Here is a 21,428-nt window from a genome sequence, read left to right on the forward strand (position 1 = left end):
TCATAGTGTGCTCTGCCAAGCGAGCTGTGGGCTGCGAGTTAAGTGCGCGGCGGTATCGAGACGTTTCAAGAACGCAAGACTGCATGAATATAGAACGGGCCTTCAGCCCTCCAACTCTTTGTGGACTCGCTACCTGGGGCGTTGCCCCAGGCTGATATAGAACGCGCCTTCAGCGCTCCGAAGTGGCAAGTAAAAAGAGTGGGGTACCTTTGATTCTGCGTACACTGAACATGCGATGAAGCGGTTCGTCTTTCTCTCTGTTTTGCTGGCAGCAACTGGTTGTGGCTATCACCGTGCGGGGCAGGCTACGCATATTCCGGCGGGCGTGCGTACACTCGCGGTCCCCATCTTCAAGAACAATACGCAGAGCTATCACACCGAAGTAGCTTTTACGCAGGCCGTGGTGCACGCGCTCAACAATCGCACCCGCTATGTAGTCACGTCTGATGAGAAGCCGGAGAACAGTGACGCTCTGTTGACCGGAACCATCACCTCTCAGACCATTGCTCCGCTAACGTATGACTCCACCAGCGGACAAACCTCCAGTTACCTGATCACGATTGTGGCCAAGGTGGAGCTGACCGCGCCGGACGGACGGGTTCTGTACAAGAACAACGGCTTCAGCTTCCGGGAGCAGTATCAGTCGACACAGGACCTGGGTGCCTTCATCCAGGAAGACAGTCCGGCCGTCCAGCGGCTGGCACGGAACTTTGCCCAGGCGTTGGTCAGCGACATGGTGGAGAGCTTCTAAAAGAAGTTGAATGGTTGAATCGTTGAATTGTTGAATGGTGCGTAGTCGGAGACGACTTGGACCGCCAGTAAGGGTATCCAGTTATCCGAGGGCCCTGTGGATTGCACAATCCTTTGTGCACGCCGCGTCGGTCAAGGCTCAAAGTATGTTCTTCTTTGGATTCGTCCCCTGATTTCCACTGCCGTTAACACGCCGTAGCCGTTGAAAATCAAGGTAATGGCAGCTTTGCGCAGCTTTGCATCCGTGGACCGGTTTCAGGCGGAGATCGCTTCCCCGAACCCGAAGCCCGGATATGTTCTCGTCGGCGATGAGCTGTTCCTGTTGGAACGGGCTCGTAAGGCCGTGCTGGCTCAGTTTGTGCCCGGCGATCTGCGTGACTTCTGCCTGCATGATCTGGACCTGGCAGAGACCTCGATCTTCGACGCTCTGGATATTGCGCGAACACCGTCGCTGATGGCGCCCTTCCAGGTCATCTTCATCCGCAATCTGAAGAACCTCTATACCCGCGGCGCAAAGAAAGACGAGTTTGCCGCGATCGACGCCTACTTCCGCGTTGCCAATCCGCAGGCGCTGATCCTCTTTGTCGCGGATCACCTCCGCATTCCCGCCGATCTGCGGCGCATGGACTATCAGGAGAAGGAGCGGTTCGATCGCATCCGCGAGACGCTGGGCGACTGGTGCGGTGTGGTGGAGATGGGCCGCGTGGACGAGGGCGATGCCGTGCGCTGGGTGACTGAGTATGCCGCCCAGCAGCAGGCGAACTTTGAGCAGGATGCTGCCCGCGAGTTGGTGGATGCGCTCGGTGCGGACATGATGCTGATCGCCTCCGAGGTGGAGAAGCTGTTGCTCTACACCCTGGGCAAGGGCCGCATCACGCTGGGCGATGTCGAGACCCAGGTGCTCGCCGCCAAGCAGCGCTCGCTGTACGAGCTGACCGACGCGATCTCTCGCCATGACCGCGCCGCAGCATTAGCGCTGCTGCATGGCCTGTTGAATGCGTCGGACGGCGGGGAAGACTCGGCGATCGGACACCTCTACATGCTGGCGCGTACCTTCCGCCAGATGCTGATCATTCTGGAGAAGAACGTGCGCGATACGCGTGCTATCTGGCAGGCCCTGTGGCAGGGGTTCCGCATGCCTCCGTTTGCGGCGGAAGATCTTATCCGGCAGGCACGCCGCTATAAGACACGCCGTGAGCTGACGCGCGCTCTGCGTCTTATTGCCAGGGCCGACCTGGAGCTGCGTTCCAGCCCGCCGGATAAGCGGCTGGTGCTGGAGCGGCTGATCCTCGATCTGGCGGCGGAGCCAAAGCCGACGCCTCCGGGCTTTGTCTCAGGGCAGTACGCGATGGAAATTTAGGGGAGTAGTCCAGAGCACGCTGAAACTGTGGGAGCAGCGGGCCCCCGGCAAGCTTGCTGGCTGGGGTGTTCAGCGGCTTCAGCCCGCTTCTATGTTGAGCCTATAAACCGTGGGCTAGAGCAATTCTCCTAAAGGTGTAGAGCGAAGTTCTGGCTATTTGCGCCGTTTTCCGCAAAGAAAACGGCATTCGCGGATGTATCCAACACCACAGTATTAGGAGAATTGCTCAAGAAGCCCACGCCTTTACCCCAGCCAGCGAAGCTGGCCGGGGGCCCTATGCTCCCACCCGGTTCGAGCTTCACTCGAATAGTTCACCCCAACGAGCCAAGTTCGCCGGGGACCCCGAATTTCCCACCCATTGCGATGCAATGGATGGGGCACCCAGAGTATGGGTACCCGAATTTGTCGATATCCCTGAGGCGTTTGATGACACGCCCTAGCCTCTTCGCGGTAGGCGCCGTTACTCCAACGTAATGAAAACTCCACTAATGGGTGATGGGATTGATGCCGATATACGTCTACGGTGGAAAGTACCGTGGTACGGAATACCGCCAATGCGCAGGAGTTGCTGCTGGATCGGCAGATCGCCCGTCTGAAAGCCGGGCGTTTTGCCCCCCTGCGTTTTCCCAGGGAGCTGGAAGAGCGGTTCGAGGGCGCGGTAGGAGCTCTGCGCGCGCTGCGGATGAGCCGGGACGGCCTGCTCATCATTCTGATCTACAACCTGTTTCTGATCGGCGATTATCAGGCGATGCCGCAGCGCATCTGGCTGGCGGTTTTCCTGCGCACCTGTATCTTTACGCCAGTCGCTTTGCTGATCTATGGCGTACTCCGGCGAGAGCCATCCGCCCGCGTTCGGGAAGGCTCTATCGTTGTGCTTGCGGGCGTTGCCGCCACTTGTGCCGTGATCCTTTACTGGCACGTCTCCGATCAGATCTCGACGCATGCATCCGTCAGCCTGATGCTGATCCTGCTGGTGACCAATATCGTGATGCGGCTGCGTTTCAACTACGCAATTGCATCCATGCTCTTCTGCAATCTCACGTCGATTGCCTTCCTTGTGAAAGATCCCTTTCTGCAGCCGATCGAAAAGGTGCACATGGGAGGCCTGGTCTTTTGGGGCGGTGTATTCATCCTGATTGCGAACTACAGCCTGGAGCGTGAGGAACGGCTCTCCTATCTGCTGTTGCGGAGCAATGAGTTGAAGCGTGTAGAGCTCAGCGAAGCCAATCGTGAGCTAGAGCTGATCTCTACTCACGATCCGATGACGCAGCTTGCGAACCGTTCTGCCTTCGAGAAGGAGTTCGAAGTACTGTGGGGTCACGCGGCACAGACGCGCCAGCCGATCTCCGCGGTCATGATCGACATCGATCACTTCAAGATCGTGAACGATACGCAGGGACATCTGTACGGCGATGAAGTGATCAAGCGCGTGGCCTTGTTGATCCAGCAGGCGCTGCGAGGTAAAGATGACTTTGCAGCCCGCTACGGCGGCGAGGAGTTTGTTCTCCTACTGCCGGGAGCGACCCTTGAGTCCGCGATGAAGGTGGCGGAGCGCATACGGCAACTGATCAAGATGGCCGGTTCTCCCGCTCCGTCTCACCCTGTGCCGCAACCGGAGCTTGGGTTGTGGACGACGGTGAGTTGCGGTGTCGCTTCCGCCCAGAATGTCGAAGGGATTGATCGCCGCCGGCTATTGCTTGCCGCGGATACGGCGCTCTACGCGGCTAAGGCTGAAGGTCGTAATCGCGTATGCGCCGCGCCGTTGCTTGAGGCCGCCTGGCAGCATAAGGGTTATGAGTAAGCGACACATTCGGGAGCAGTAAACACTGGGTGCCCAGGTCCCTAGGGGACCTGGGTATTCGCGCAAAAGCGCGAACCGTTTTTGTGAAGGGCGAAAAGCAGATTTCTCCGCTCCCTTTGGTCGACCACCCCAACCAGCAAGCTGGTCGGGGACCCCGGAGCTACGAAATGACAAACAAAAAAGGCGGTTCGAGCGTTGCTCGAATGGTTCACCCCAGCGAACGGAGTTCGCCGGGGACCCCGAATGTCCCACTCACGCTGTCGCGTGAATGGGGCACCCAGTACATGCCTTCATTCAGATGGCGAAGGGTTCTTCGATTGATTTGCTGGTTGGCGTGAACATCTCGCCGCCGTTCTCTGTCATTACCCAGTCATCTTCCAGACGCACGCCGAACTCACCGCGGATGTAGACGCCCGGCTCATCGGAGAAGGTATTTCCGATCGCCAGCGGCTGTTTATTGCCGCGTACAAGGTACGGCCACTCGTGGCCGTCCATACCGATGCCGTGACCCAGGCGGTGGGTGAAGAACTTATAGTCGGGGCCGTAGCCGGCGTCAGTGATCACTTTGCGTGCGGCAATATCGACTGCTTCGCAGGGCGCGCCGGGCTTTGCTGCGGCGAGTGCGGCGGCCTGGGCTTTGCGTACGATCTCGAAGACCTGCTTCTGCTTGTCGGTCGCTTTGCCGCCGAGCACAAAGGTGCGGGTGATATCAGACTGATAGCCCTCAACCGTGCACCCGTCGTCGATCATCACGATGGAGCCTTCCTTCAGCGTCTGCGGTTTGATGGAGCCGTGCGGCAGAGCGGAGAACTCGTCTACTTCCACCGAGGCAAATCCGGAGACACCGCACTTCATATAGGCGGCTGAGATCAGCGCGGACGCGTCGCGTGTGGTCATACCAGGGGTGAGTGATTTCCATGCCGCTTCGTAGACATGCCAGGTAATGTTGTTGGCCAGCTTCATCAGTTCCAGTTCATGAGCTGACTTCACTCCACGGCAACCTGCAGTCACGGGCGTTGCGGAGACGATCTTTGCCGCAGGCAGGGCGTGGGCAAAACCGTCCGAGAAGGCGAACTTTGTCTGCTCTTCCACACCGATGTTTCCGGTCGCCAGACCCGCCTCTTTCAAGCCTTTTCCAAGCAGCGCATAGGGATTCTCGTGCTCGTCCCAGGTATAAAAGCGAACCTTGTCGCCTCCGGGGACATTGCCGGTGAGCTCGCGCATACGCTCTTCTTCGAAGACCGGGCAGATGATAAAGGCCGGACCTTTGACGGGAAGTACCCATGCGAAGAGCCGCTCTGAATTGCCGCCGCGCATGCCTGTGAAATAGACCAGGGAAGTGCCGCTGGTGATGACGATGGCGTCAATCTTGTCCTTCGCCATCAATGTTTGCGCACGGTTACAGCGTTCCTCGCGTTCTGCAATGGCGATAGGCTTCACGCCTGATACGCGATTGGTCAGCGCGGCAATCGCAGGCGGCAGTGGACCGTTGGGCATCTGCGCACTGCCACGTCCCTGTGCGAATAACGGCGCTTCAACAAGACCAGCGGCCGCAACTCCAGCCGAGGAGAGAAGGAAATTTCTGCGATTCATGATGACTGAGATTGTAGCGGCAAGTTAGAACATAGGGCGTGTTATCTACGCACTGGGGCACGCCCCAGCCTTCAGAGCATTTCTCCTGTTGCTGGGTATCCCGCGAGGAACGTGCAGCGGCGTTTTCATTGAGGAAAACGCCCATAGATGCATCAGCCCCGCACTACACCTACAGGAGAAATGCTCTAGCATGGGGGAAAGGGATAAAAACAAACATGGCTCAGCAGCAGTCGATGATCACCACGGTCCAGCAGCATATTCTGCAGCAGCAGAAGAACTTTCCCGACGCGACGGGAACCTTCTCATGGCTGCTCTCGGGCGTCACGCTTGCGGCAAAGATGATCGAAGCCAAGATCCGCTCCGCCGGATTGAGCGACATCCTCGGGGCCTACGGACAGACGAATGTGCAGGGCGAGCAGCAGCAGAAGCTCGATGTCTACGCCAACCGCGCGATGGAGCATTGCCTCGGTCTGCGTGACAGCGTGGCCGCACTGGTGAGCGAAGAAGACGATGAGCCCGTGGTCTTCAATCGCGATGGTGAAACCGGAAAGTACATCATCGTCTTTGATCCTCTGGATGGCTCGTCGAACATCGACGTCAATGTAAACGTCGGCACGATCTTCTCCGTCTTCCGCCGTCCGCAGTGGGGCGATGTGAATACCTCGGTGTTGCAGCAGGGCATCAAGCAGGTGGCCGCCGGCTATGTGCTGTATGGGCCGTCGACAATTCTGGTCTACACCACAGGACACGGCGTACACGGGTTCACGCTCGACCAGACGATCGGTGCATTCCTCCTGAGCTGGGAGAACATGCGTATGCCGGAGTCCGGGCCGTACTACTCGGTCAACGAAGCGAATCTCGAAGAGTCGGCACCTGAGTACACACAGTTCGTGCATGACATGCGTGCCGGCAAGATCGGTGAGAAGCATGGCTCGCGCTACATCGGTTCGCTGGTGGCGGACTTCCATCGCACACTGCTGAAGGGCGGTATCTTCTTCTATCCGCCGACGACCAAGGTTCCCACTGGCAAGCTGCGGCTGATGTATGAGGCTAATCCGCTGGCGTTCATCGCGGAGCAGGCGGGCGGCATGGCGACCAATGGTATCGATCGCATCCTCGACATTAAGCCCGAAGCGATCCACCAGCGCACACCGCTGGCTATCGGCAGCAAGGTGGAAGTGGAGGCGCTGCGCAGCGCGTTGGCGAAGTAATGTTCGAAGCAGAAGTGACAGATATCCGCGAGGCATCGCGGCAGCAGGGTCGGTCTGTATGGCAGATCTCGCTTAGCCACACGGAGTTCACACCGGGAGCGACGGGCGTGTTGGAGGCCACCGCGCGCAGCGGAGCGAAGCTGGAGGTCCCGGTGTTGGAAGTAGTGCGAGACGAGGCTGGCGTGACGTGGCACGTGACCATGAAGCCGTTGCTCGAGGGAACGGTGGTTGTGGGGCGGGTGAGTGAAAGGCCAGTTGCCAGTTAACAGTTGCCAGTTGCCGGTTGGTGATTACGGAGGGATGGCTTGACTGCCATCCCTCTTTGTTTAGGGGATATGGTTCGCGCGGAAGCGCGAATGTCTTGCGCTTAAGGGGACGGCTTCAGCCCGTCCCGTATCGTGCCATCGAGAGAAAGGGGCTTTTCAGCTCCTGAGGGCAAACAAGGATTCGCGCAAAGCGCGAACGTCCCACCCATCGCGTTATCACCCCAACGAACAAGTTCGTCGGGGACCCCGATTTTGCGATGGATGGGCACCCGGTGCATGGGAAGTCTTAGAACTTGGTCTCCGGTGTGTACTCGGTGATGGCGTCTTCGCCGGCGACCAGTACGAGGCTTGCCATGCCGAGGAACAGGCCGTGTTCGACGACCCCGACCATCGTGTCCAACTGCGCTGCCAGAGCCGCAGGATCGTCGATCTGCGTCGGGTCGCAGTCGAGGATGAGATTGCCCTCGTCAGTGATGTAGTTGCCGCTGCCGTCCTTGGCCTGACGGATGCTGCTGGGGTAACCCAGCGCACGCAGACGCTCCGAAACCAGAGGCTCCGCCATGGGAATAACCTCGATCGGCAGTTTGAATTTGCCCAGCTTCTTTACGACCTTTGACGAGTCAGCCACGATGATGAATTTCTTCGAAGCGGAGGCGACGATCTTTTCGCGCAGCAGCTTGCCGCCTCCGCCTTTGATCAAGGCCAGACCGGGAGCGACCTCGTCGGCGCCATCGACGGTGACATCGGTCTCGGTCGCTTCCGTGAAGCCGATAACAGGGATACCCAGGGATGCTCCCAGCTTCGCAGAGTCTTCGGACGATGCGATGCCGCGGATCTTCAGGCCCTGCTGCACTTTTTCGCCCAGCAGCTTGATGAACAGGGTAGCGGTAGAGCCGGAGCCCAGGCCAACGACCATGCCGGGTTCAATAAAGTCGAGTGCGCGTTTGGCGGCGAGAAGCTTGAGCTCGTCCTGAGTAGGCATGGAACTAGGGTATATCCACGGCATGGCGCTTATCTTGCCGGGTGGGGACGAAGCCTCTTTATTCCAGGTTCAGATCCTTGGCTTCCATCTTGCCGTTCTGCTGTTTCATCAGGACCTGCAGCTTGCCTTCGGCTGCCTCCAGGTCCTGTTTGCATGCGGCAGAGAGCGCCATGCCCTGCTCGAAGAGCTTGACGGAGTCTTCCAGCGGCAGGTCGCCCCGCTCCAACTGTTCCACCACCGTTTCCAGCGCTTTCAGATTCTCTTCAAAGGTCGGCATCGTCTTCCTCGTTTAGAGCATTTTCCCTGTTACCGGGTATCCCGGAAGAGGCGTACAGCGGCGTTTTCATTGCGGAAAACGCCCATAGATGCGGAAACCCTACACTACACCTACAGGGAAAATACTCTATCCCAGCACTTCCAGCACCTGTGCGGCTGCGGTGTACTTGCCGAAGGGGGCCGAGACCTGTACGCCCTCGACCTGGGGCCGCGTGTGGGCCAGCATCTCTTGCGCGATTTTGATGCCTTCGGCGCGTGCATGGTCGGCTGAGACCTCGCCTGCCTTGTGCATGCGGAACATAATCTCGTCCGGTACGGCGACGCGAAGGTCGTTCTTCATGAACTCGGCGTTGCGCAGCGAGGTCAGCGGCCAGATGCCGGCGATGACCGGGATGCGGAACTGCTCGACGCGACGAAGGAAGGTCTCCAGCAGACGCATGTCGAAGACTGGCTGCGTGATGGCGTACTCCGCGCCTGCTTCCACCTTGAGCGCAAAGCGGTGAACTTCGTTGTCCACGTCCGGCACGCCGGGATTGGCGGCGACGCCGATGGCGAAGGCAGCGGACTCACCGATCGGGTTTTTGCCCAGGTCGAGGCCGTGGTTCAGGTTGCGGAGGATGTTTACCAGGCCGATCGCATCCACGTCGAAGACAGCGGTCGCATCCGGATAGTTCCCCAGCTTGGGCGGGTCGCCCGTCAAGCAGAGCACATTCTTCAGCCCGATGGAGGAGGCGCCCAGCATGTCTGACTGGATCGCCAGCAGGTTGCGGTCACGGCAGGTGACGTGGATCAGGGTCTCGATGCCGATCGTGTGCTGGATCTGAACGCACAGCGACTGCGCAGACATACGCGCGGAGGCGCGGGGAGAGTCCGGCACGTTGATGACGTGCACGCCCAGGTCGGCGAGCTTCTTTGCCCCGTCCAGCTCCTTCTGGCAGTTGACGCCGAGCGGCGGCACAATCTCCACCATGGATACGAACTGGCGGTTGGCAAGCAGGCCGGCGAGCTTGGAGCGTTGGCCGAAGGCCGGCGGCTGGACGGCTGCCTGGGTCTCATCGGTGACGTCGGCTTTGGCGGTCACCTGGGCGTCGATCGCGCGCAGGGCGGAGCGCATCGCCTTGATGTGGTTCGGCGTGGTGCCGCAGCATCCGCCGATGAAGGTCGCTCCCGCCTTGGCGAACTTGCGGGCGAAGCTGGCCATATATTCAGGCGAGGTCAGGTAGATGTTGCGGCCGTCGACGGCGCGCGGCAGACCGGCATTGGGCATCGCCGCCAGCGGAAGATGGGTGACGGCGCGCATGCGCTCAATCACGTCCAGAACGGCGTGCGGTCCGGAGCTGCAGTTGCAGCCCACAGCGTTAGCGCCGGCGATGGTCAGACGGGTCGCCGTTTCCTCGGCGGTGGTGCCGTCAAGGGTGTTGCCGTTGTCGTCGACCGTCACCATGACGAAGATCGGCAGATGGGGAGCAATATCCCGGGCGGCGCGCACCACAATCTCCGCTTCGGCAACCGAGGGGAAGGTCTCGGCGATCAGAAGATCGGCGCCTGCGGCAGCCAGGGCTGCGATCTGCTCGGCAAAGGCATCGTGCGCCTGCTGTACTGTGATGGTGCCCGCGGGGGCCAGACGGGCTCCCAGGGGGCCGATGGCGCCCGCGACGTAGGCATGGGTGGCCGTCTTCTCCTCGGAGTGCTGGGCCGCTTTGCGGGCCAGGGCGACACCGGCATGGTTAATGGCGGAAACCTTGTCAGCCAGGCCATAGCGCGCCAGCCGGATGGCATTGGCGCCAAAGGTGTTGGTTTCAATCATCTCCGCGCCGGCATGGAGATACTCCTCGTGAATGGAGCGGATCAGGTCAGGCTGGGAGAGGTTCAACTCGTCGTAGCAGCGGTTGATAAAGACACCGCGGGCGTACAACATGGTGCCCATCGCACCGTCACACAATACAGTGCGTCCGGGGGCGATCAGGGTCTCAAGCAAGGATTCTGAGGTCTCGACCATGGCGGATATGCTGTTTCCAGTGTAGCGGGAATGGGGCAGCCGGGCGGGCGCTTGCTTTATACTTGAGGCAAAAGTTCAGGCGGTTTTTACACCGCAGTTTGCTACCGCCGGGCGGTGGGCTGGAGTCCGTTACTTGATGAAGCGTAAGTTGTATGTTTTTGCAGCCCTGACCGCTGTGGCTATGGTGCTGAGCGCCTGCGGTGTCCGCTACTATAAGTTTCCGCAATACACCTACGCCGGACGCCCGATTCCTCCCAGTAAGTTCGCGTATCGCGTGCTCGCCTCCTACACCAGCACGCTGAGCGGAGGCCTGCAGATTCTGGACGCGCAGCGTGACCTGCGCAACAACGTCTTTGACGCGAACTCGTCCTACACGATCTCGGGCTACTCGGGGAACTCGCCGAGCCCGATCCTGAACTTCCCGGAGCAGGTCGCCGGCTACGTCTACGCCCAGGGCGACGGCTCTCTGGCAGCCATCGACTACGGTGCGGAGAAAACCGGCGGCGCGGCCGCGACGCTGATCAATAGAACTGCCGTTCCGGACGGAATCAAGGTTTCTACCGACCAGACCATGGTCTATTCGGCGCAGGAGACTGCCGGCCARCTTCAGGTGGTGATCCGTGGCGCAACCCAGGCAAGCTATTCGCTGAACCTGCCAAACGTGAACCGGGTCTTCGCGAACCAGGGCAACACGGTGGTTCTGGCCATGCAGCGGAACGGCAACAACATCTATCGCCTGGTGAAGCTGAACAGCAACCAGGCTGTGCCTCCGGGAGCGGTGGATTGCCAGCCCTACCAGTTGCCGGTTTACTGCCTGGTGAAGGTGACGGGCTCCTTCGATCGTCCGGTCGGCGCCTACTTCTCCAATGACGGCAGCCAGGCTTACATCCTGAACTGCGGACCGGAGTGCGGGGGCACGACAGCCGGTGTCAGCTTCCTGAGCCTCAGCAACCTGACCATCTACAACATCCCGACGGTCTCGCCCGAGCCCAACTATGTGTCGCAGACGGTGGTTGTGCCGGGAGGTGTGACGGCGGCGCTGACGGATGGTTCGACGCTTTATCTCAGCGGACAGCAATTCCTGGCTGACGGGTATTGGTCGGGGAACCTCTCGACGCTGAATCTCTCCACGAAGACGGTGACCGGCAAGTACTCGATCTCTGACGGCTATCACACCAAGATGCTGTTCGGTGATGACAACACGCTCTGGATCGGATCGCAGAGCTGCGCGAACGGCGAGCGTGCCCACCAGGCGGATCTTGGCGTCACGTCCCAGGCAGCGAACTACAACTGCCTGACTCGCTTTGACCGCTCAGCCAGCTCCGTCCAGATTGTGCCGTCGGTGAACCGCAACGCCAACACCACCGTGAAGTATCCCAACCAGGATTACAACCTGTACTACTACGGTGACCTGACGGGCCTGTGCTGGGTGCAGAGCCTGCATAAGATGTACACGGCCTACGGCGGCCAGATCCATGCCTTCAACACCTCTGATGGATCGGAGATCAACAACAGCCAGATCACCATTCAGGGAACGGTTCTGGATGTGGCGTTCATGGATGCGCTGACGAACTTCGATAACTAGGGTGAGCCTTTGCCGGAAGCGCTGCCCGAGGGCAGCGCTTCTGTCTTTTGCGTAGAGGATGGGCAGCGCTGAAGGCGCTTACCCTTCCCGGGTGCCCCGCCCTCGCAACGCTAGGGTGGGTTCGGAATACCCCAGCTTCTCCGCCAGCCAGTCCTTCAACTCGGGAGAGAACGGTTCTCCAACCGTGTATGCAAAGTTCGGTTTCCCTGCCAGCAGCCTTAGCGAGACACCCTGCCATGTGGGTGCGTCCGGCTTTGCCGTCAGCAGGTAAGCGTCGGCGCGGTCCAGAACGTACTGTGCCGAGGGCTTGAAGTCGGCTGTCTCCGGCGACAGTACTGCCAGGTAGAGGTCGGGTCGCAGAAAGCGCATCACTGAGTTCGATTCCAGGATGTTGTTGGCTGACTTGGCCAGCTCGGCGCGCAGACGGGGCATCGCTTCCGCGAGTTGGCCCTGACGGGTGCGCAGCCACAGGGAGCGGGCAGCACCGGCTGCGAGATACCTGCTGGTGTCGGTACCCGAGGCCGAGTCGCGTTCTTCGCTCAGGGCAATGGTGTGGTCGGCTGTCTGGCAGTCGCATGGCTCGCCATTGGCGGAGCAGACGTTGTGACCGTACTGTGTGATCTTGACCGCGGTCCAATGCAGGGCAGGGAAGGTGCGTATCAGCTCGCAGACGGCAGAGGTCTTGCCGATGTTGCGTGTGTGTCCTCCGATAACGACCAGCACGGCTGGGCCCTAATCCTTCCGCAGTTTGGCCAGGTCTCGCAGATATTGCTTCAGAGGCTGGGCCGGACGGCCCCAGAAGACCTGGTTGGCTCCGAAGAGCTTCTTATTCGAGAGTACGCCGGCGCCGCCGCCCAGAATGACTCCGGGGCCGATAAAGGCCTTTTCTCCGATACCGACCTGGCCTCCGAGGATCGCTCCGTCTTCCACCACGGAACTTCCGGAGATGCCTGTCTGCGCCGCGATGACGACGTGCTTTCCGATCCGGCAGTTGTGCCCGATATGCACCAGGTTGTCGATCTTTGTGCCCTGGCCGATGCGGGTCTCTTCCAGAGCGCCGCGGTCGATGGTGGAGTTTGCGCCCACCTCGACGTCGTCTTCCAGGGTTAGCGTCCCTTGCTGCGGAAACAGCGTATACGCTCCGGAAGACGAGCGCGCATAGCCGAAGCCGAACGAGCCGAGTACAGCGCCGGTTTGAATGACGCAGCGTTCGCCAAGAATCGTATCCGCAAGAATGGTCACGCGAGGCCCGATCACGCAACCATCGCCGATGCTGACTCGCGCCTCAATCACGGTGTAAGGACCAATGCTTACGCCTTTCCCGATGACGGCGGTCTCATCCACGACAGCAGAGGGATGAATCTCCGTCGTCTGCGGAGCCAGGAAATGCTGCGCGGCCAGGGAAAAGGCAAGCCGCGGGTCTTTGGTCAGAACGATGCGAGGGTCGGAGATGTCGGCAGTGAGCGTCGGCTTGGTCAGAATTGCCCCGGCGGCCGACAGCAGAGCAGCCTCCAGTGTTTTTTCATCACTGGCGAAGACAACAGCATCCGGAGTCGCTTTGCTGATGGCGGAAACACGAGCGATCTCACCCGGGCCCTCGTCGGCTGAGGCAAATGTGGGACAGCCGGAGGCCGTAATCTTCGCTGCTAGCTGCGAAAGGTCAAACATGCGGTGTGCCTCCGTACCTTACTTCGTGCTGGAGCCCTTGTAGAGTCCCTCGGTAGATCCGTGTCGAATCCAGCCTTCGTCCAGAGTGACTTCCTTAATCGTCTGGCGGCGGTAGGTAAATGCCACATGGATCCTGCCGTCGCTAGTCTGTATCACGGTTGGATAAGAATACTCCTCGCGTCCGGGCGTTTTGGGGCGCTGCTCCTCGATGCCGAAGCCGGGCCGCCCTGTTTCCAGATCTCGTACGTAGCTCCAGGTTGCGCCGTTATCCTCGCTCAGAGCGACCGACAGCGGTTTCCGCAGGCCAGGTATCGGCTTAGAGCCCGAACGGTCATCGTGGGAGTTATTGAAGACCATGACGATACATCCGTTTTGCAAACGGACGGCCTGAACCGACGCGTTGTTGTTCGGAAGAGTGGTAGCCTCCGGTTTGCTCCAATGGCAGCCATCGGACGAGGTGCTGCGATAGACCCACTGCGATTTGCGATCGCGGAACCAGGCGACGAAATGATGGGAATCGATCTGCACCACCGTCGGCTGTACCCGGGCAAAGGAGTCGGTAACGACGCACTCCTCCCAGTGTGCCCCGCCATCGCGGGTGAGCTTCATGGCGGAGTAGTTGGTCTCGGCGCCCTCGCCGATGCCTCTGCTGGTGACATACGTCATGGGCAGCAGCCAGGTCTTCGGCGCCAGAACCAGCAGCGGATGGCGGGTGAAGGAGCCTCCCTTGTCGAACAGGACCACCGGCGCAGACCAATGCTGGCCGTTATCGCGTGAGACGACCTCGAGTACCTTGGAGTTCGCCTCTCCAGCTCCTGCTCCCTGTGTCGTGTGATAGATGTGCACTGCTCCGTCGGGCGACTGGAAGATCACCGGGTTCTGGTAGGACTCGCCGTCGTGATTATCGATCAGCTGCGGCTTCGTCCAGGTGTGCGATCCGCGATTCAGCCGCGACAGCACGATGCCGACACCGGAGTTTCCCTCCCACGAGCCGGCAAACCACACACACAGCAGGTCTCCATTCTTCAGTTGCAGCAGGTTGGCGGCGTGCGAGCTCGGGAAGCCAATCGGTAGCAGGGCCTGTTCTGTTCCGTTCGCCGCGTGCCGCACAACGCCGTCCGCGGTTGCCGCTAGGGCAGGGTCTACAAGTTGTTTCGAGGGTTCGTTCGCGACGGGGGCCTGAAGAGCCAATGCGAGCAGAAGGTGGGGAACCAACATAGTTTAGTAAAGCTTCGCTTCTCCTTCCGGCCGGGTCTTCCAACGGCGGTGAACCCATAGCCACTGGTCAGGATACTCGCGCACATAGCGTTCGATCTCCAAGGTGAAGAGAGCGGTGTTGGCGATTGCGTCCCTCTCGTGGTCGCCGGTGCGGGTCAGCTCGATCTCGGGACCGAAGTGAAGTACATAGCGTTTCTCTGCTTCATTCCACAATAGGAAGCCCGCCAGGACGGCGGCATTGGTCTTGAGAGCGACGCGCGCCAGGCCTGCGCCGGTGCATGCCTGGGTTCCGAAGTATGGAACGAAGACCCCCTGAGGCGGCGTCATGTTCGTGTCCATCAGGATGCCGACCGTCTCGCCCTGATGCATGGCGCGCAGCAGACCGCGTGCGGAATCATCTTTGTGAAGGACGCGGTTGCCGTGCATGCAGCGGATTTCGTTGACGAATCTGTCGACCAGCGGATTGTCCAGACGCCGGATCACCATGGCCATCGGAAAGCCGCGCAGGGAGTGGAAGAAGCTTGAGAGCTCCCATGCTCCCAGGTGGCCGGTGATGATCAGGACTCCGCGGCCTTTGTCCCGGGCCTTCAGGTAGTTATCCAGGCCTTCATAGCGAATGAACTGGCTGGCGCGCTCGGCGGTGTATCCCGCCATCTGGCAGAACTCCGCCAGCTGCCATCCGAGGTGCCGGTAGAGTGAGCGCAGAATGCGCTCCCGCTCCTCGGGGGGCATCGCCGGGAACGCGATCTCCAGGTTGCGGACCCCTGTTTTTCGAAGCCGGGAGAGCAGATGAAATGCCGCAGTACCAATAGCGGCGCCAACGATCCGGGCCACAAAGCGGGGCAGGATGCGCAGAGCGCCAACAAGAAGCCACAGAGGGATGAATTCAAGCCAGTGGCGAAAGGTCGCGGATTTGTTCGTGCTTATTGCCAAAACAACAGTCTAGAGCGTTTTTCCTGTTGCCGGGTATCACCGACGCGACGTGCAGCGGCGTTTTCATTGCGGAAAACGTCCATAGATGCGGAAGCCTTAGACCTACAGGGAAAATACTCTATGGTCTTTGTAGCTCGTGAGGCGTGTGAACGGGCAGAAAGATCTCCAGGGTAGTTCCGTGGGTCTCCGGGGCGGTGCTGCTCTCCACCCGGATAGTCCCGCCGTGGCCTTCCACGAACTGCTTCGCGACAAACAGGCCGATGCCGGTGCCGATGGTGCTGCGCGTGGTGAAAAACGCCTCGAAGACACGCTCGAGGTTCTCCTTTGGAATGCCAACGCCTGTGTCTTTGACGCGCAGCCTAACTCCATCTGAGGGGAATGAGACATCCTGCACCGAAACAGCAAGGGTGCCGCCCTGGGGCATGGCATAGAGGGAGTTGGTGATGAGGTTTGAGATCACCTGCAGCATCTCGCCCTGACGCAGGACGATCTTCCGGTCTGACTCCAGATGCCTCTCCAGCGCAATACGATAGGCCTTGCAACGTGGCTCATAGACCTTGAGAGCATTCTCCACCAGGTCGGAGATGGAGGTGGGTTTCGCCGAAGAGTGTTCGCGGTAGTAGCCCAGGGTCTGTTTCGCGATATGAGAGACGCGTGCCAGCTCGCTCTCGGCTGTCTCGAGATAGGCCATACCCTGTGGGTCGGCAATCATGGGCCGCATCAGGTAGAGGAGATTCACCACGGCTTCCAGTGGATTGTTGATCTCATGTGCGATGGTGGCGGCCATCCGTCCAGTAGCCGCGATCTTCTCCGCCTGCAGCAGCGACTCTTCCATCCGCTTGCGGTTGGAGATGTCGCGAAGAATCTTTGAGGCGCCGACGATTCTACCGGTTTCATCTTTGACCGGCGAGACCGTCAGGGAGACCGGAATCCGCTCTCCGCCCCTTGTCAAGCGCGTGGTTTCAAAGTGGTCGATCCGTTCTCCCGCTCTGATCTTGCTCAGGATAAGCTCCTCGTCGGCATGGAACTCCGGTGGGATGAGCTTCAGGATGGACTGCCCGACTATCTCCTCGGGGCGATACCCAAATACGCGGGTCGCCGCGTCATTCCAGCTGGCAATGATGCCGTTCAGGTCCTTGCTCAGGATCGGGTCGTCGGATGAAGTGACAATCGCCGCAAGCTCACTGAGACGTCTGGCATGTTCCTTTTGCTCGCCGGCGTGCAGGACGAGTTGTTTCCGTAAACGGATGGTTTCCAGGCAAGCCGCCGTCTGTGATGCCAACACGCTCATCGAGAACACACCCTCCTCGGAAAAGGCGGCGGTTCGACTGCTGATGTAAAGGAGGGCTCCCGCGCCGATGATGCACGGCAATGGAACCGCCAGCAAGCTGCGAAACGCTTTGCGGGAGATCTTTTCCGGCAGAGCAGGTATGCCGAAGCGGGTACTGGCGTTATCGATGCGAATGACTTTATCGGGGATAGGAAAGTCGGCGGCAAGCGGCGTCACAGATGCGCCTGGTTCCGCACACCACACCGACCCGGTGTCAGATGGACGATACAGCAGAACCCCTGCGTCTGCAGCGCTGAGAGTGCGCCCGGTATCGGCCGCAAAGCACAATGCCTGCGTGCTCTCCGTTGCACGGAGAAGAGACAGACCCGCTTCCGCGAGCAGGCGCGAGGTATCGACCTGTTCCCTCAAGATCGTCATGTGTGCGGCGGCAGACATTCTAGTCAGAAGATACGTGAGGCCGCCGGAGAGGCGGCCTCATTTGTTGAGATGCGTGAGAGATTACCGGGATGCCTTGGCGGTCACGAAGTACTTCGCCACCGTGCTGACGAATGGGTGAGCCGCGGGAGGAGTAGGGGTATTTCCTTTCAGGATGGTCTCAAAGGGAATTGCCGAGCCGTAGAAATCGCGGGTATCGTCGGAATTCTGTTCGAACCACGCACCCTCCAGATCGATGCCGGCAAACAGTCCCTTCGAACGGGAGTAGGTCAGCAGTTCGGCGTTGAGCTTCCAGTCCGTTCCGGCCTGGGCGTTACGGCCCACCGGTCCGGCTGACGCTGCGGCATCGCCACCGATCTTGAACTTATTCTTCAGCATGTCCTGCATGCCTTTCTGATTCATCGCAATGATGACCAGATCAGTTGCCTGACCGCCGATCTGAAAACCGAGGCTGCCGCCAGTCAGCTTCACAAAGACAGGTGCAGACCAGCCGTGGCCGGTGCGACAGGTCGTAACACCCTGGCCGTACTGTCCACCCACGACAAAGGCAGCCTTCTTGTACGAAGGAATCACGGTGACGCAGTAAGCGCTGGCAAGAATGCTCTCTGGAATCGACTTGTCAGGAGTTGCCATGATCTCGTTGAGTACACCTTCGGATGCCTGCAGGCGCTCCAGCTCTTTGGAGTTGTCGGCTGCGTGAACCAGCGGAGCCACAGTCATCAGCGTGCCACACAGTGCTGCTGCAAACTTTTTCATGTTCTTTCTTCCTTTCGGGCGCAAGCGCCTCGTCCTATTGGAATGGATGGACGGGCAATTCGAGAAGTTGTCCCGAAGGAACAAGTGCGAAGAACCTAGGTTGTGATCTGGTGAATGAGTGGAGAAGTAGAGGGGTAAAAAAATGGGGGCTGCGTTCCCGGTGGGTCCCGTATCCGTCAGCCCCGCTTCTCCCAGGTCTGTGTTGCTGTGATTACTCTGAGTGGTTACGAGAGAGTACGCAACGGTACGGAGGTCTATCGACGTAAGTGCTAAAAAAGTTTACTAGTTTGCAAACAGCTTAAAGTTACCGGTTTTTCCTTCCCGAGATTGGGAAGAGGTGCTGCATCGCGAACATTGTCAATGAGATACGGTTCGCTACTCCTACCTTCCGCATGAGCCGGCCGACGTGTGCTTTGACCGTGGACTCGTCAATGTCGAGGGAGAGCCCAATCTCACGATTCGACCGTCCGGCGGTGAGTAACTCCAAAACCTGAAGCTCGCGAGGCGTGAATTCCGGCGGCTCGGGTGTGGTTCGGCTGTTGGTTGGAGCCTGACTGATGAGTTTCGCCAGCACCTTCCGCGGCGCCCAGATGGAGCCTTCGCGCATGGCGTCAATCGCCATCTGGAAGTCTCTTTCTGAAGCGGAGTAGGTCAGGTAACCGCGCGCACCCGCAGCGATGACTTTTTCGACATACTCCTGATCCGTGCGATCCCCCAGAACCATGGTGAGCAGCGAGGGATGCGTGCGTGCGAGCGATGCCAGCAGAACGAACGGATGCTCCGTCGCCTGAGAGTCGATGATGAGGACGGAGATCTCGTCCTCTCGGAAGCCGCCTGGGATCGCGATCGGGACGACTTCAATCCTCGATGATTCGAAGATTGCCTCGAGGCCGGCAAGGCGCACGAGGTCCGTCGTCATCAGACCCAAACGGAAAGGGTGATTCTTGGACGCTAGTGTCATATTTCCGCAGTGATTTCTACTCAACAGGGCTGCGGGCACAACACGAGGAATTTCGTGCTTTGCCTGGGAACGACAACAGAGACCAGGGGATGATCGTTAGAGTTTCGGTAGAACGATCCCCTGTTGGTTCTGATATTTTCCGCCGCGATCGGCATAACTGACCTCGCAGCGTTCATCCGACTGGAAGAAGAGAATCTGGCAAAGGCCCTCGTTGGCGTAGACACGCGCCGGCAGAGGGGTTGTATTTGAGATCTCAAGGGTCACAAAACCCTCCCATTCAGGCTCGAACGGCGTCACGTTGACGATGATGCCGCATCGAGCGTACGTAGACTTTCCAACGCAGATAGTCAGTACGTCACGGGGGATTTTGAAGTACTCAATCGATCGTGCCAGAGCAAAGGAGTTTGGCGGAACAATGACAGATTCCGCCTGTACCGTCACAAACGAGCGCTCATCGAACTGCTTTGGATCGATGATGGCCGAGTTGACGTTAGTGAAGATCTTGAATTCATCGGAGACCCTGAGATCGTAGCCGTACGACGACAGCCCGTAGGAAATGACGCCTTCCCGTACCTGCTTCTCGCTAAACGGGCGAATCATTCCGTGTTCGATGGCCTGCTGACGAATCCAGCGGTCGCTCTTGATGGACATGTCTGGGGTGAATCTCCTTGGGTAACAAATTCCATGCTCTTTTAACGGGAGCCGGAAAAGGCAATCTTACGGGACGGGCTGCGCGTTGACAATCTTTTCAACGCTTTCTACCATCAGCACATGCATATGGCGTCGTTTCGAGTCTGTGCAGAATTCCACGGTGGCGAGGCAATCCTTCTTGATCAAGCAAGATCTCATTCAGCGGATTGTGGATCGTACCGGCCTTCCACGGACGAAAGCCGAGGCGGCTGTCGACACTATCTTCGATGCCATGAAGCAGACTCTGGCGGCCGGAGACAGGATTGAGCTTCGCGGCTTCGGTGTCTTCAACGTACGCCCGCGCAAGACCGGCATCGGCCGCAATCCCAGGACTGGCGCCGAGGTCAGCATCACTCCAGGAAAAGCAGTTCGCTTCAAGCCCGGCAAGGACCTTCAGGTCATTGGCTGAATTTGGATATTCAAGGCCTCACTGCCCACTGAGCCGTAGGAAGCTCGTGGTCCTATGAGTGCCGGCCTACTGGATACCTTTGCCGAACCCGTTGTTGAAGCACCACAGGTAAGTGCGCGCCGCCCGCTATCTTCGCCCATCTGGGTGCATCTGTTGCTGTTCCTCCTGACCCTGTTCACGACCACGGCGCTCGGCATGCGCTACATGGTCAACTTCAACCAGGGCAAGCCTCCGCTGGCGAGCAGCGAAGACATCCTTCCGCACCTGTGGATCGCAGGCCATCTGAATCTTCTGCCGATGGGGCTGCCGTTCTCCCTGACGCTTCTGGCCATCCTTCTGGCGCATGAGTTCGCGCACTATGCTGCCTGCCGTTATGTGGGCGTGCGCGCCTCGCTGCCGTACCTGTTGCCTGCGCCGACACTCAGCGGCACGGTGGGCGCCGTGATCCGCTTGCGTTCGCGCATCCGCTCCCGCAAGGCACTGCTGTTGATCGGAGCTTCGGGCCCGATTGCGGGTTTCCTGGTTGCAATCTTCACCACATGGGTGGGCCTGGCGAACTCCAGGCCGGAGCCCCTGGCTTCTTCGATCGTTCGCTTCAATCCGCCGCTGCTGCTGCAGATCTTTCATCTGCTGGTGCAGGGGACGAATCACTCGCTGCCGGATATCTATAACATCGTTCCGCACCCGATGGTGGTGGCAAGCTGGGTTGGTGTGCTGATCACGGCCGTCAACCTCATCCCAGCCGGACAGCTTGATGGCGGCCATATCCTTTACTCCATCTCTCCCAAAGCACACCACATCGGCACGCAGATCACCATTGGCGTGCTGATGCTGCTGGGAACTGTTTACTGGATCGGCTGGCTGCTGTGGGCGATGCTGTTGATGCTGCCCGCAATGAAACATCCGAATGTTCCTCTCGACGATGAGATGCAGCCGTGGCAGGTTGGCGTGATTGCTGTCTGCGGTGTGATCTTCCTGCTGTGTTTCTCGCTGCAGCCCTTCGCCGACGCAAGCCTGGTGGCTGAGTTCTCGCGCATTACCTGGGGACGTTAGGGCTGACGTGTTGCGCTGACTCTTCGCCCACCCTAGCGTTGCGAGGGTGGGGCACCCGGTTGAGTAAAGCATAGCCGGGTGCCCCACCCTCACGAAGTTAGGGTGGGCAAGAAGAACTACAAAACCTAAAAGCGGTCTCGCTTCGCTCGATATCCCACTCACGCTTCGCGTGAATGGGGCACCCGGTGTAT

At 59.4% G+C, this 21,428-nt stretch carries 20 protein-coding genes; 8 read left to right on the forward strand and 12 right to left on the reverse strand.

All coding sequences use genetic code 11. From position 1 onward, the window contains the following. Positions 1–235: 235 nt before the first annotated feature. From lptE to AB4Y89_RS16255, 3 genes are all read left to right on the forward strand, one after another. The gene (gene lptE, locus AB4Y89_RS16245) at positions 236–751 is read left to right on the forward strand and encodes an LPS assembly lipoprotein LptE (protein ID WP_442301988.1); all 516 of its coding nucleotides are present in this window, start codon (positions 236–238) and stop codon (positions 749–751) included. Positions 752–967: 216 nt separating this feature from the next. Next, positions 968–2,110, forward strand: coding sequence for a DNA polymerase III subunit delta (holA, locus tag AB4Y89_RS16250; RefSeq protein ID WP_442301989.1), 1,143 nt, complete (start codon positions 968–970; stop codon positions 2,108–2,110). 535 nt (positions 2,111–2,645) lie between these two features. Further along, positions 2,646–3,911, forward strand: a complete 1,266-nt coding sequence (locus AB4Y89_RS16255; RefSeq protein ID WP_442301990.1) for a GGDEF domain-containing protein — start codon at positions 2,646–2,648, stop codon at positions 3,909–3,911. Between the two features lie 294 nt (positions 3,912–4,205). Here the strand turns inward: AB4Y89_RS16255 and AB4Y89_RS16260 are convergent, their stop codons facing one another. Further along, entirely contained in the window at positions 4,206–5,504 is a 1,299-nt protein-coding gene (locus tag AB4Y89_RS16260; RefSeq protein ID WP_442301991.1) for a M24 family metallopeptidase, read from the reverse strand. Between the two features lie 215 nt (positions 5,505–5,719). Between AB4Y89_RS16260 and fbp the strand changes: the two genes are divergently transcribed. Together fbp and AB4Y89_RS16270 are read left to right on the forward strand one after the other, a co-directional pair. Next, positions 5,720–6,715 carry a class 1 fructose-bisphosphatase gene (gene fbp / locus AB4Y89_RS16265; RefSeq protein ID WP_442301992.1) on the forward strand — a complete coding sequence of 332 codons (996 nt, stop codon included), beginning with the start codon at positions 5,720–5,722 and terminating at the stop codon, positions 6,713–6,715. Beyond that, entirely contained in the window at positions 6,715–6,981 is a 267-nt protein-coding gene (locus AB4Y89_RS16270) for a hypothetical protein (protein ID WP_442301993.1), read from the forward strand. Before fbp ends, AB4Y89_RS16270 begins: the two co-directional genes overlap by 1 nt. Positions 6,982–7,267: 286 nt before the next feature. Here AB4Y89_RS16270 and rpiA read toward each other — a convergent pair whose 3' ends face one another. The 3 genes from rpiA to AB4Y89_RS16285 all read right to left on the reverse strand — a co-directional run bounded on the left by rpiA (position 7,268) and on the right by AB4Y89_RS16285 (position 10,238). Continuing rightward, positions 7,268–7,963: a ribose-5-phosphate isomerase RpiA gene (gene rpiA, locus AB4Y89_RS16275; protein WP_442301994.1), complete on the reverse strand. Its 696-nt coding sequence runs from the start codon at positions 7,961–7,963 to the stop codon at positions 7,268–7,270. Between the two features lie 58 nt (positions 7,964–8,021). Beyond that, on the reverse strand, positions 8,022–8,240 hold the full coding sequence (gene xseB, locus AB4Y89_RS16280; RefSeq protein WP_147650145.1) for an exodeoxyribonuclease VII small subunit: 219 nt from the start codon (positions 8,238–8,240) through the stop codon (positions 8,022–8,024). A 126-nt stretch (positions 8,241–8,366) separates the two neighbouring features. Continuing rightward, the gene (locus AB4Y89_RS16285; protein ID WP_442301995.1) at positions 8,367–10,238 is read right to left on the reverse strand and encodes a bifunctional homocysteine S-methyltransferase/methylenetetrahydrofolate reductase; all 1,872 of its coding nucleotides are present in this window, start codon (positions 10,236–10,238) and stop codon (positions 8,367–8,369) included. A gap of 136 nt (positions 10,239–10,374) precedes the next feature. Here AB4Y89_RS16285 and AB4Y89_RS16290 point away from each other — a divergent pair, with 136 nt between their 5' ends. After that, a complete protein-coding gene (locus tag AB4Y89_RS16290) occupies positions 10,375–11,823 on the forward strand; it encodes a hypothetical protein (RefSeq protein WP_442301996.1) in 1,449 nt (482 codons plus the stop codon). Positions 11,824–11,901: 78 nt separating this feature from the next. On the opposite strand, the gene AB4Y89_RS16295 is transcribed toward AB4Y89_RS16290, so the two are convergent. The 8 genes from AB4Y89_RS16295 to dcd all read right to left on the reverse strand — a co-directional run bounded on the left by AB4Y89_RS16295 (position 11,902) and on the right by dcd (position 19,736). Further along, the gene (locus tag AB4Y89_RS16295; RefSeq protein WP_442301997.1) at positions 11,902–12,546 is read right to left on the reverse strand and encodes a hypothetical protein; all 645 of its coding nucleotides are present in this window, start codon (positions 12,544–12,546) and stop codon (positions 11,902–11,904) included. 9 nt (positions 12,547–12,555) lie between these two features. Then, positions 12,556–13,491 carry a UDP-3-O-(3-hydroxymyristoyl)glucosamine N-acyltransferase gene (gene lpxD, locus AB4Y89_RS16300; RefSeq protein WP_442301998.1) on the reverse strand — a complete coding sequence of 312 codons (936 nt, stop codon included), beginning with the start codon at positions 13,489–13,491 and terminating at the stop codon, positions 12,556–12,558. A gap of 18 nt (positions 13,492–13,509) precedes the next feature. Next, entirely contained in the window at positions 13,510–14,709 is a 1,200-nt protein-coding gene (locus AB4Y89_RS16305) for a sialidase family protein (RefSeq protein ID WP_442301999.1), read from the reverse strand. Positions 14,710–14,712: 3 nt separating this feature from the next. Next, entirely contained in the window at positions 14,713–15,642 is a 930-nt protein-coding gene (locus AB4Y89_RS16310) for a lysophospholipid acyltransferase family protein (protein ID WP_442302000.1), read from the reverse strand. 118 nt (positions 15,643–15,760) lie between these two features. Beyond that, entirely contained in the window at positions 15,761–17,350 is a 1,590-nt protein-coding gene (locus AB4Y89_RS16315) for a PAS domain S-box protein (RefSeq protein ID WP_442302001.1), read from the reverse strand. Between the two features lie 81 nt (positions 17,351–17,431). Further along, complete coding sequence (locus AB4Y89_RS16320) at positions 17,432–18,124, reverse strand: lipid-binding SYLF domain-containing protein (RefSeq protein WP_442302002.1); 693 nt, start codon at positions 18,122–18,124, stop codon at positions 17,432–17,434. Between the two features lie 304 nt (positions 18,125–18,428). Beyond that, the gene (locus tag AB4Y89_RS16325) at positions 18,429–19,085 is read right to left on the reverse strand and encodes a response regulator transcription factor (protein WP_442302003.1); all 657 of its coding nucleotides are present in this window, start codon (positions 19,083–19,085) and stop codon (positions 18,429–18,431) included. Positions 19,086–19,181: 96 nt separating this feature from the next. Further along, positions 19,182–19,736, reverse strand: coding sequence for a dCTP deaminase (gene dcd, locus AB4Y89_RS16330; protein ID WP_147650136.1), 555 nt, complete (start codon positions 19,734–19,736; stop codon positions 19,182–19,184). A gap of 178 nt (positions 19,737–19,914) precedes the next feature. Here dcd and AB4Y89_RS16335 point away from each other — a divergent pair, with 178 nt between their 5' ends. Together AB4Y89_RS16335 and AB4Y89_RS16340 are read left to right on the forward strand one after the other, a co-directional pair. Then, complete coding sequence (locus AB4Y89_RS16335; RefSeq protein WP_147650135.1) at positions 19,915–20,184, forward strand: HU family DNA-binding protein; 270 nt, start codon at positions 19,915–19,917, stop codon at positions 20,182–20,184. 54 nt (positions 20,185–20,238) lie between these two features. After that, entirely contained in the window at positions 20,239–21,237 is a 999-nt protein-coding gene (locus tag AB4Y89_RS16340) for a site-2 protease family protein (protein ID WP_442302004.1), read from the forward strand. The last annotated feature ends 191 nt before the right edge of the window (positions 21,238–21,428 follow it).

Source organism: Terriglobus sp. 2YAB30_2 (assembly GCF_052114765.1).
Lineage (GTDB): Bacteria > Acidobacteriota > Terriglobia > Terriglobales > Acidobacteriaceae > Terriglobus.

What these genes read in the sequence shown, in the direction of transcription:
- lptE (WP_442301988.1), top strand. Translation starts at nt 236, where the DNA reads ATGAAGCGGTTCGTCTTTCTCTCTGTTTTGCTGGCAGCAACTGGTTGT.
- holA (WP_442301989.1), top strand. Translation starts at nt 968, where the DNA reads ATGGCAGCTTTGCGCAGCTTTGCATCCGTGGACCGGTTTCAGGCGGAG.
- AB4Y89_RS16260 (WP_442301991.1), bottom strand. Translation starts at nt 5,504, where the DNA reads ATGAATCGCAGAAATTTCCTTCTCTCCTCGGCTGGAGTTGCGGCCGCT.
- fbp (WP_442301992.1), top strand. Translation starts at nt 5,720, where the DNA reads ATGGCTCAGCAGCAGTCGATGATCACCACGGTCCAGCAGCATATTCTG.
- AB4Y89_RS16270 (WP_442301993.1), top strand. Translation starts at nt 6,715, where the DNA reads ATGTTCGAAGCAGAAGTGACAGATATCCGCGAGGCATCGCGGCAGCAG.
- rpiA (WP_442301994.1), bottom strand. Translation starts at nt 7,963, where the DNA reads ATGCCTACTCAGGACGAGCTCAAGCTTCTCGCCGCCAAACGCGCACTC.
- xseB (WP_147650145.1), bottom strand. Translation starts at nt 8,240, where the DNA reads ATGCCGACCTTTGAAGAGAATCTGAAAGCGCTGGAAACGGTGGTGGAA.
- AB4Y89_RS16285 (WP_442301995.1), bottom strand. Translation starts at nt 10,238, where the DNA reads ATGGTCGAGACCTCAGAATCCTTGCTTGAGACCCTGATCGCCCCCGGA.
- lpxD (WP_442301998.1), bottom strand. Translation starts at nt 13,491, where the DNA reads ATGTTTGACCTTTCGCAGCTAGCAGCGAAGATTACGGCCTCCGGCTGT.
- AB4Y89_RS16305 (WP_442301999.1), bottom strand. Translation starts at nt 14,709, where the DNA reads ATGTTGGTTCCCCACCTTCTGCTCGCATTGGCTCTTCAGGCCCCCGTC.
- AB4Y89_RS16315 (WP_442302001.1), bottom strand. Translation starts at nt 17,350, where the DNA reads ATGACGATCTTGAGGGAACAGGTCGATACCTCGCGCCTGCTCGCGGAA.
- AB4Y89_RS16320 (WP_442302002.1), bottom strand. Translation starts at nt 18,124, where the DNA reads ATGAAAAAGTTTGCAGCAGCACTGTGTGGCACGCTGATGACTGTGGCT.
- AB4Y89_RS16325 (WP_442302003.1), bottom strand. Translation starts at nt 19,085, where the DNA reads ATGACACTAGCGTCCAAGAATCACCCTTTCCGTTTGGGTCTGATGACG.
- dcd (WP_147650136.1), bottom strand. Translation starts at nt 19,736, where the DNA reads ATGTCCATCAAGAGCGACCGCTGGATTCGTCAGCAGGCCATCGAACAC.
- AB4Y89_RS16340 (WP_442302004.1), top strand. Translation starts at nt 20,239, where the DNA reads ATGAGTGCCGGCCTACTGGATACCTTTGCCGAACCCGTTGTTGAAGCA.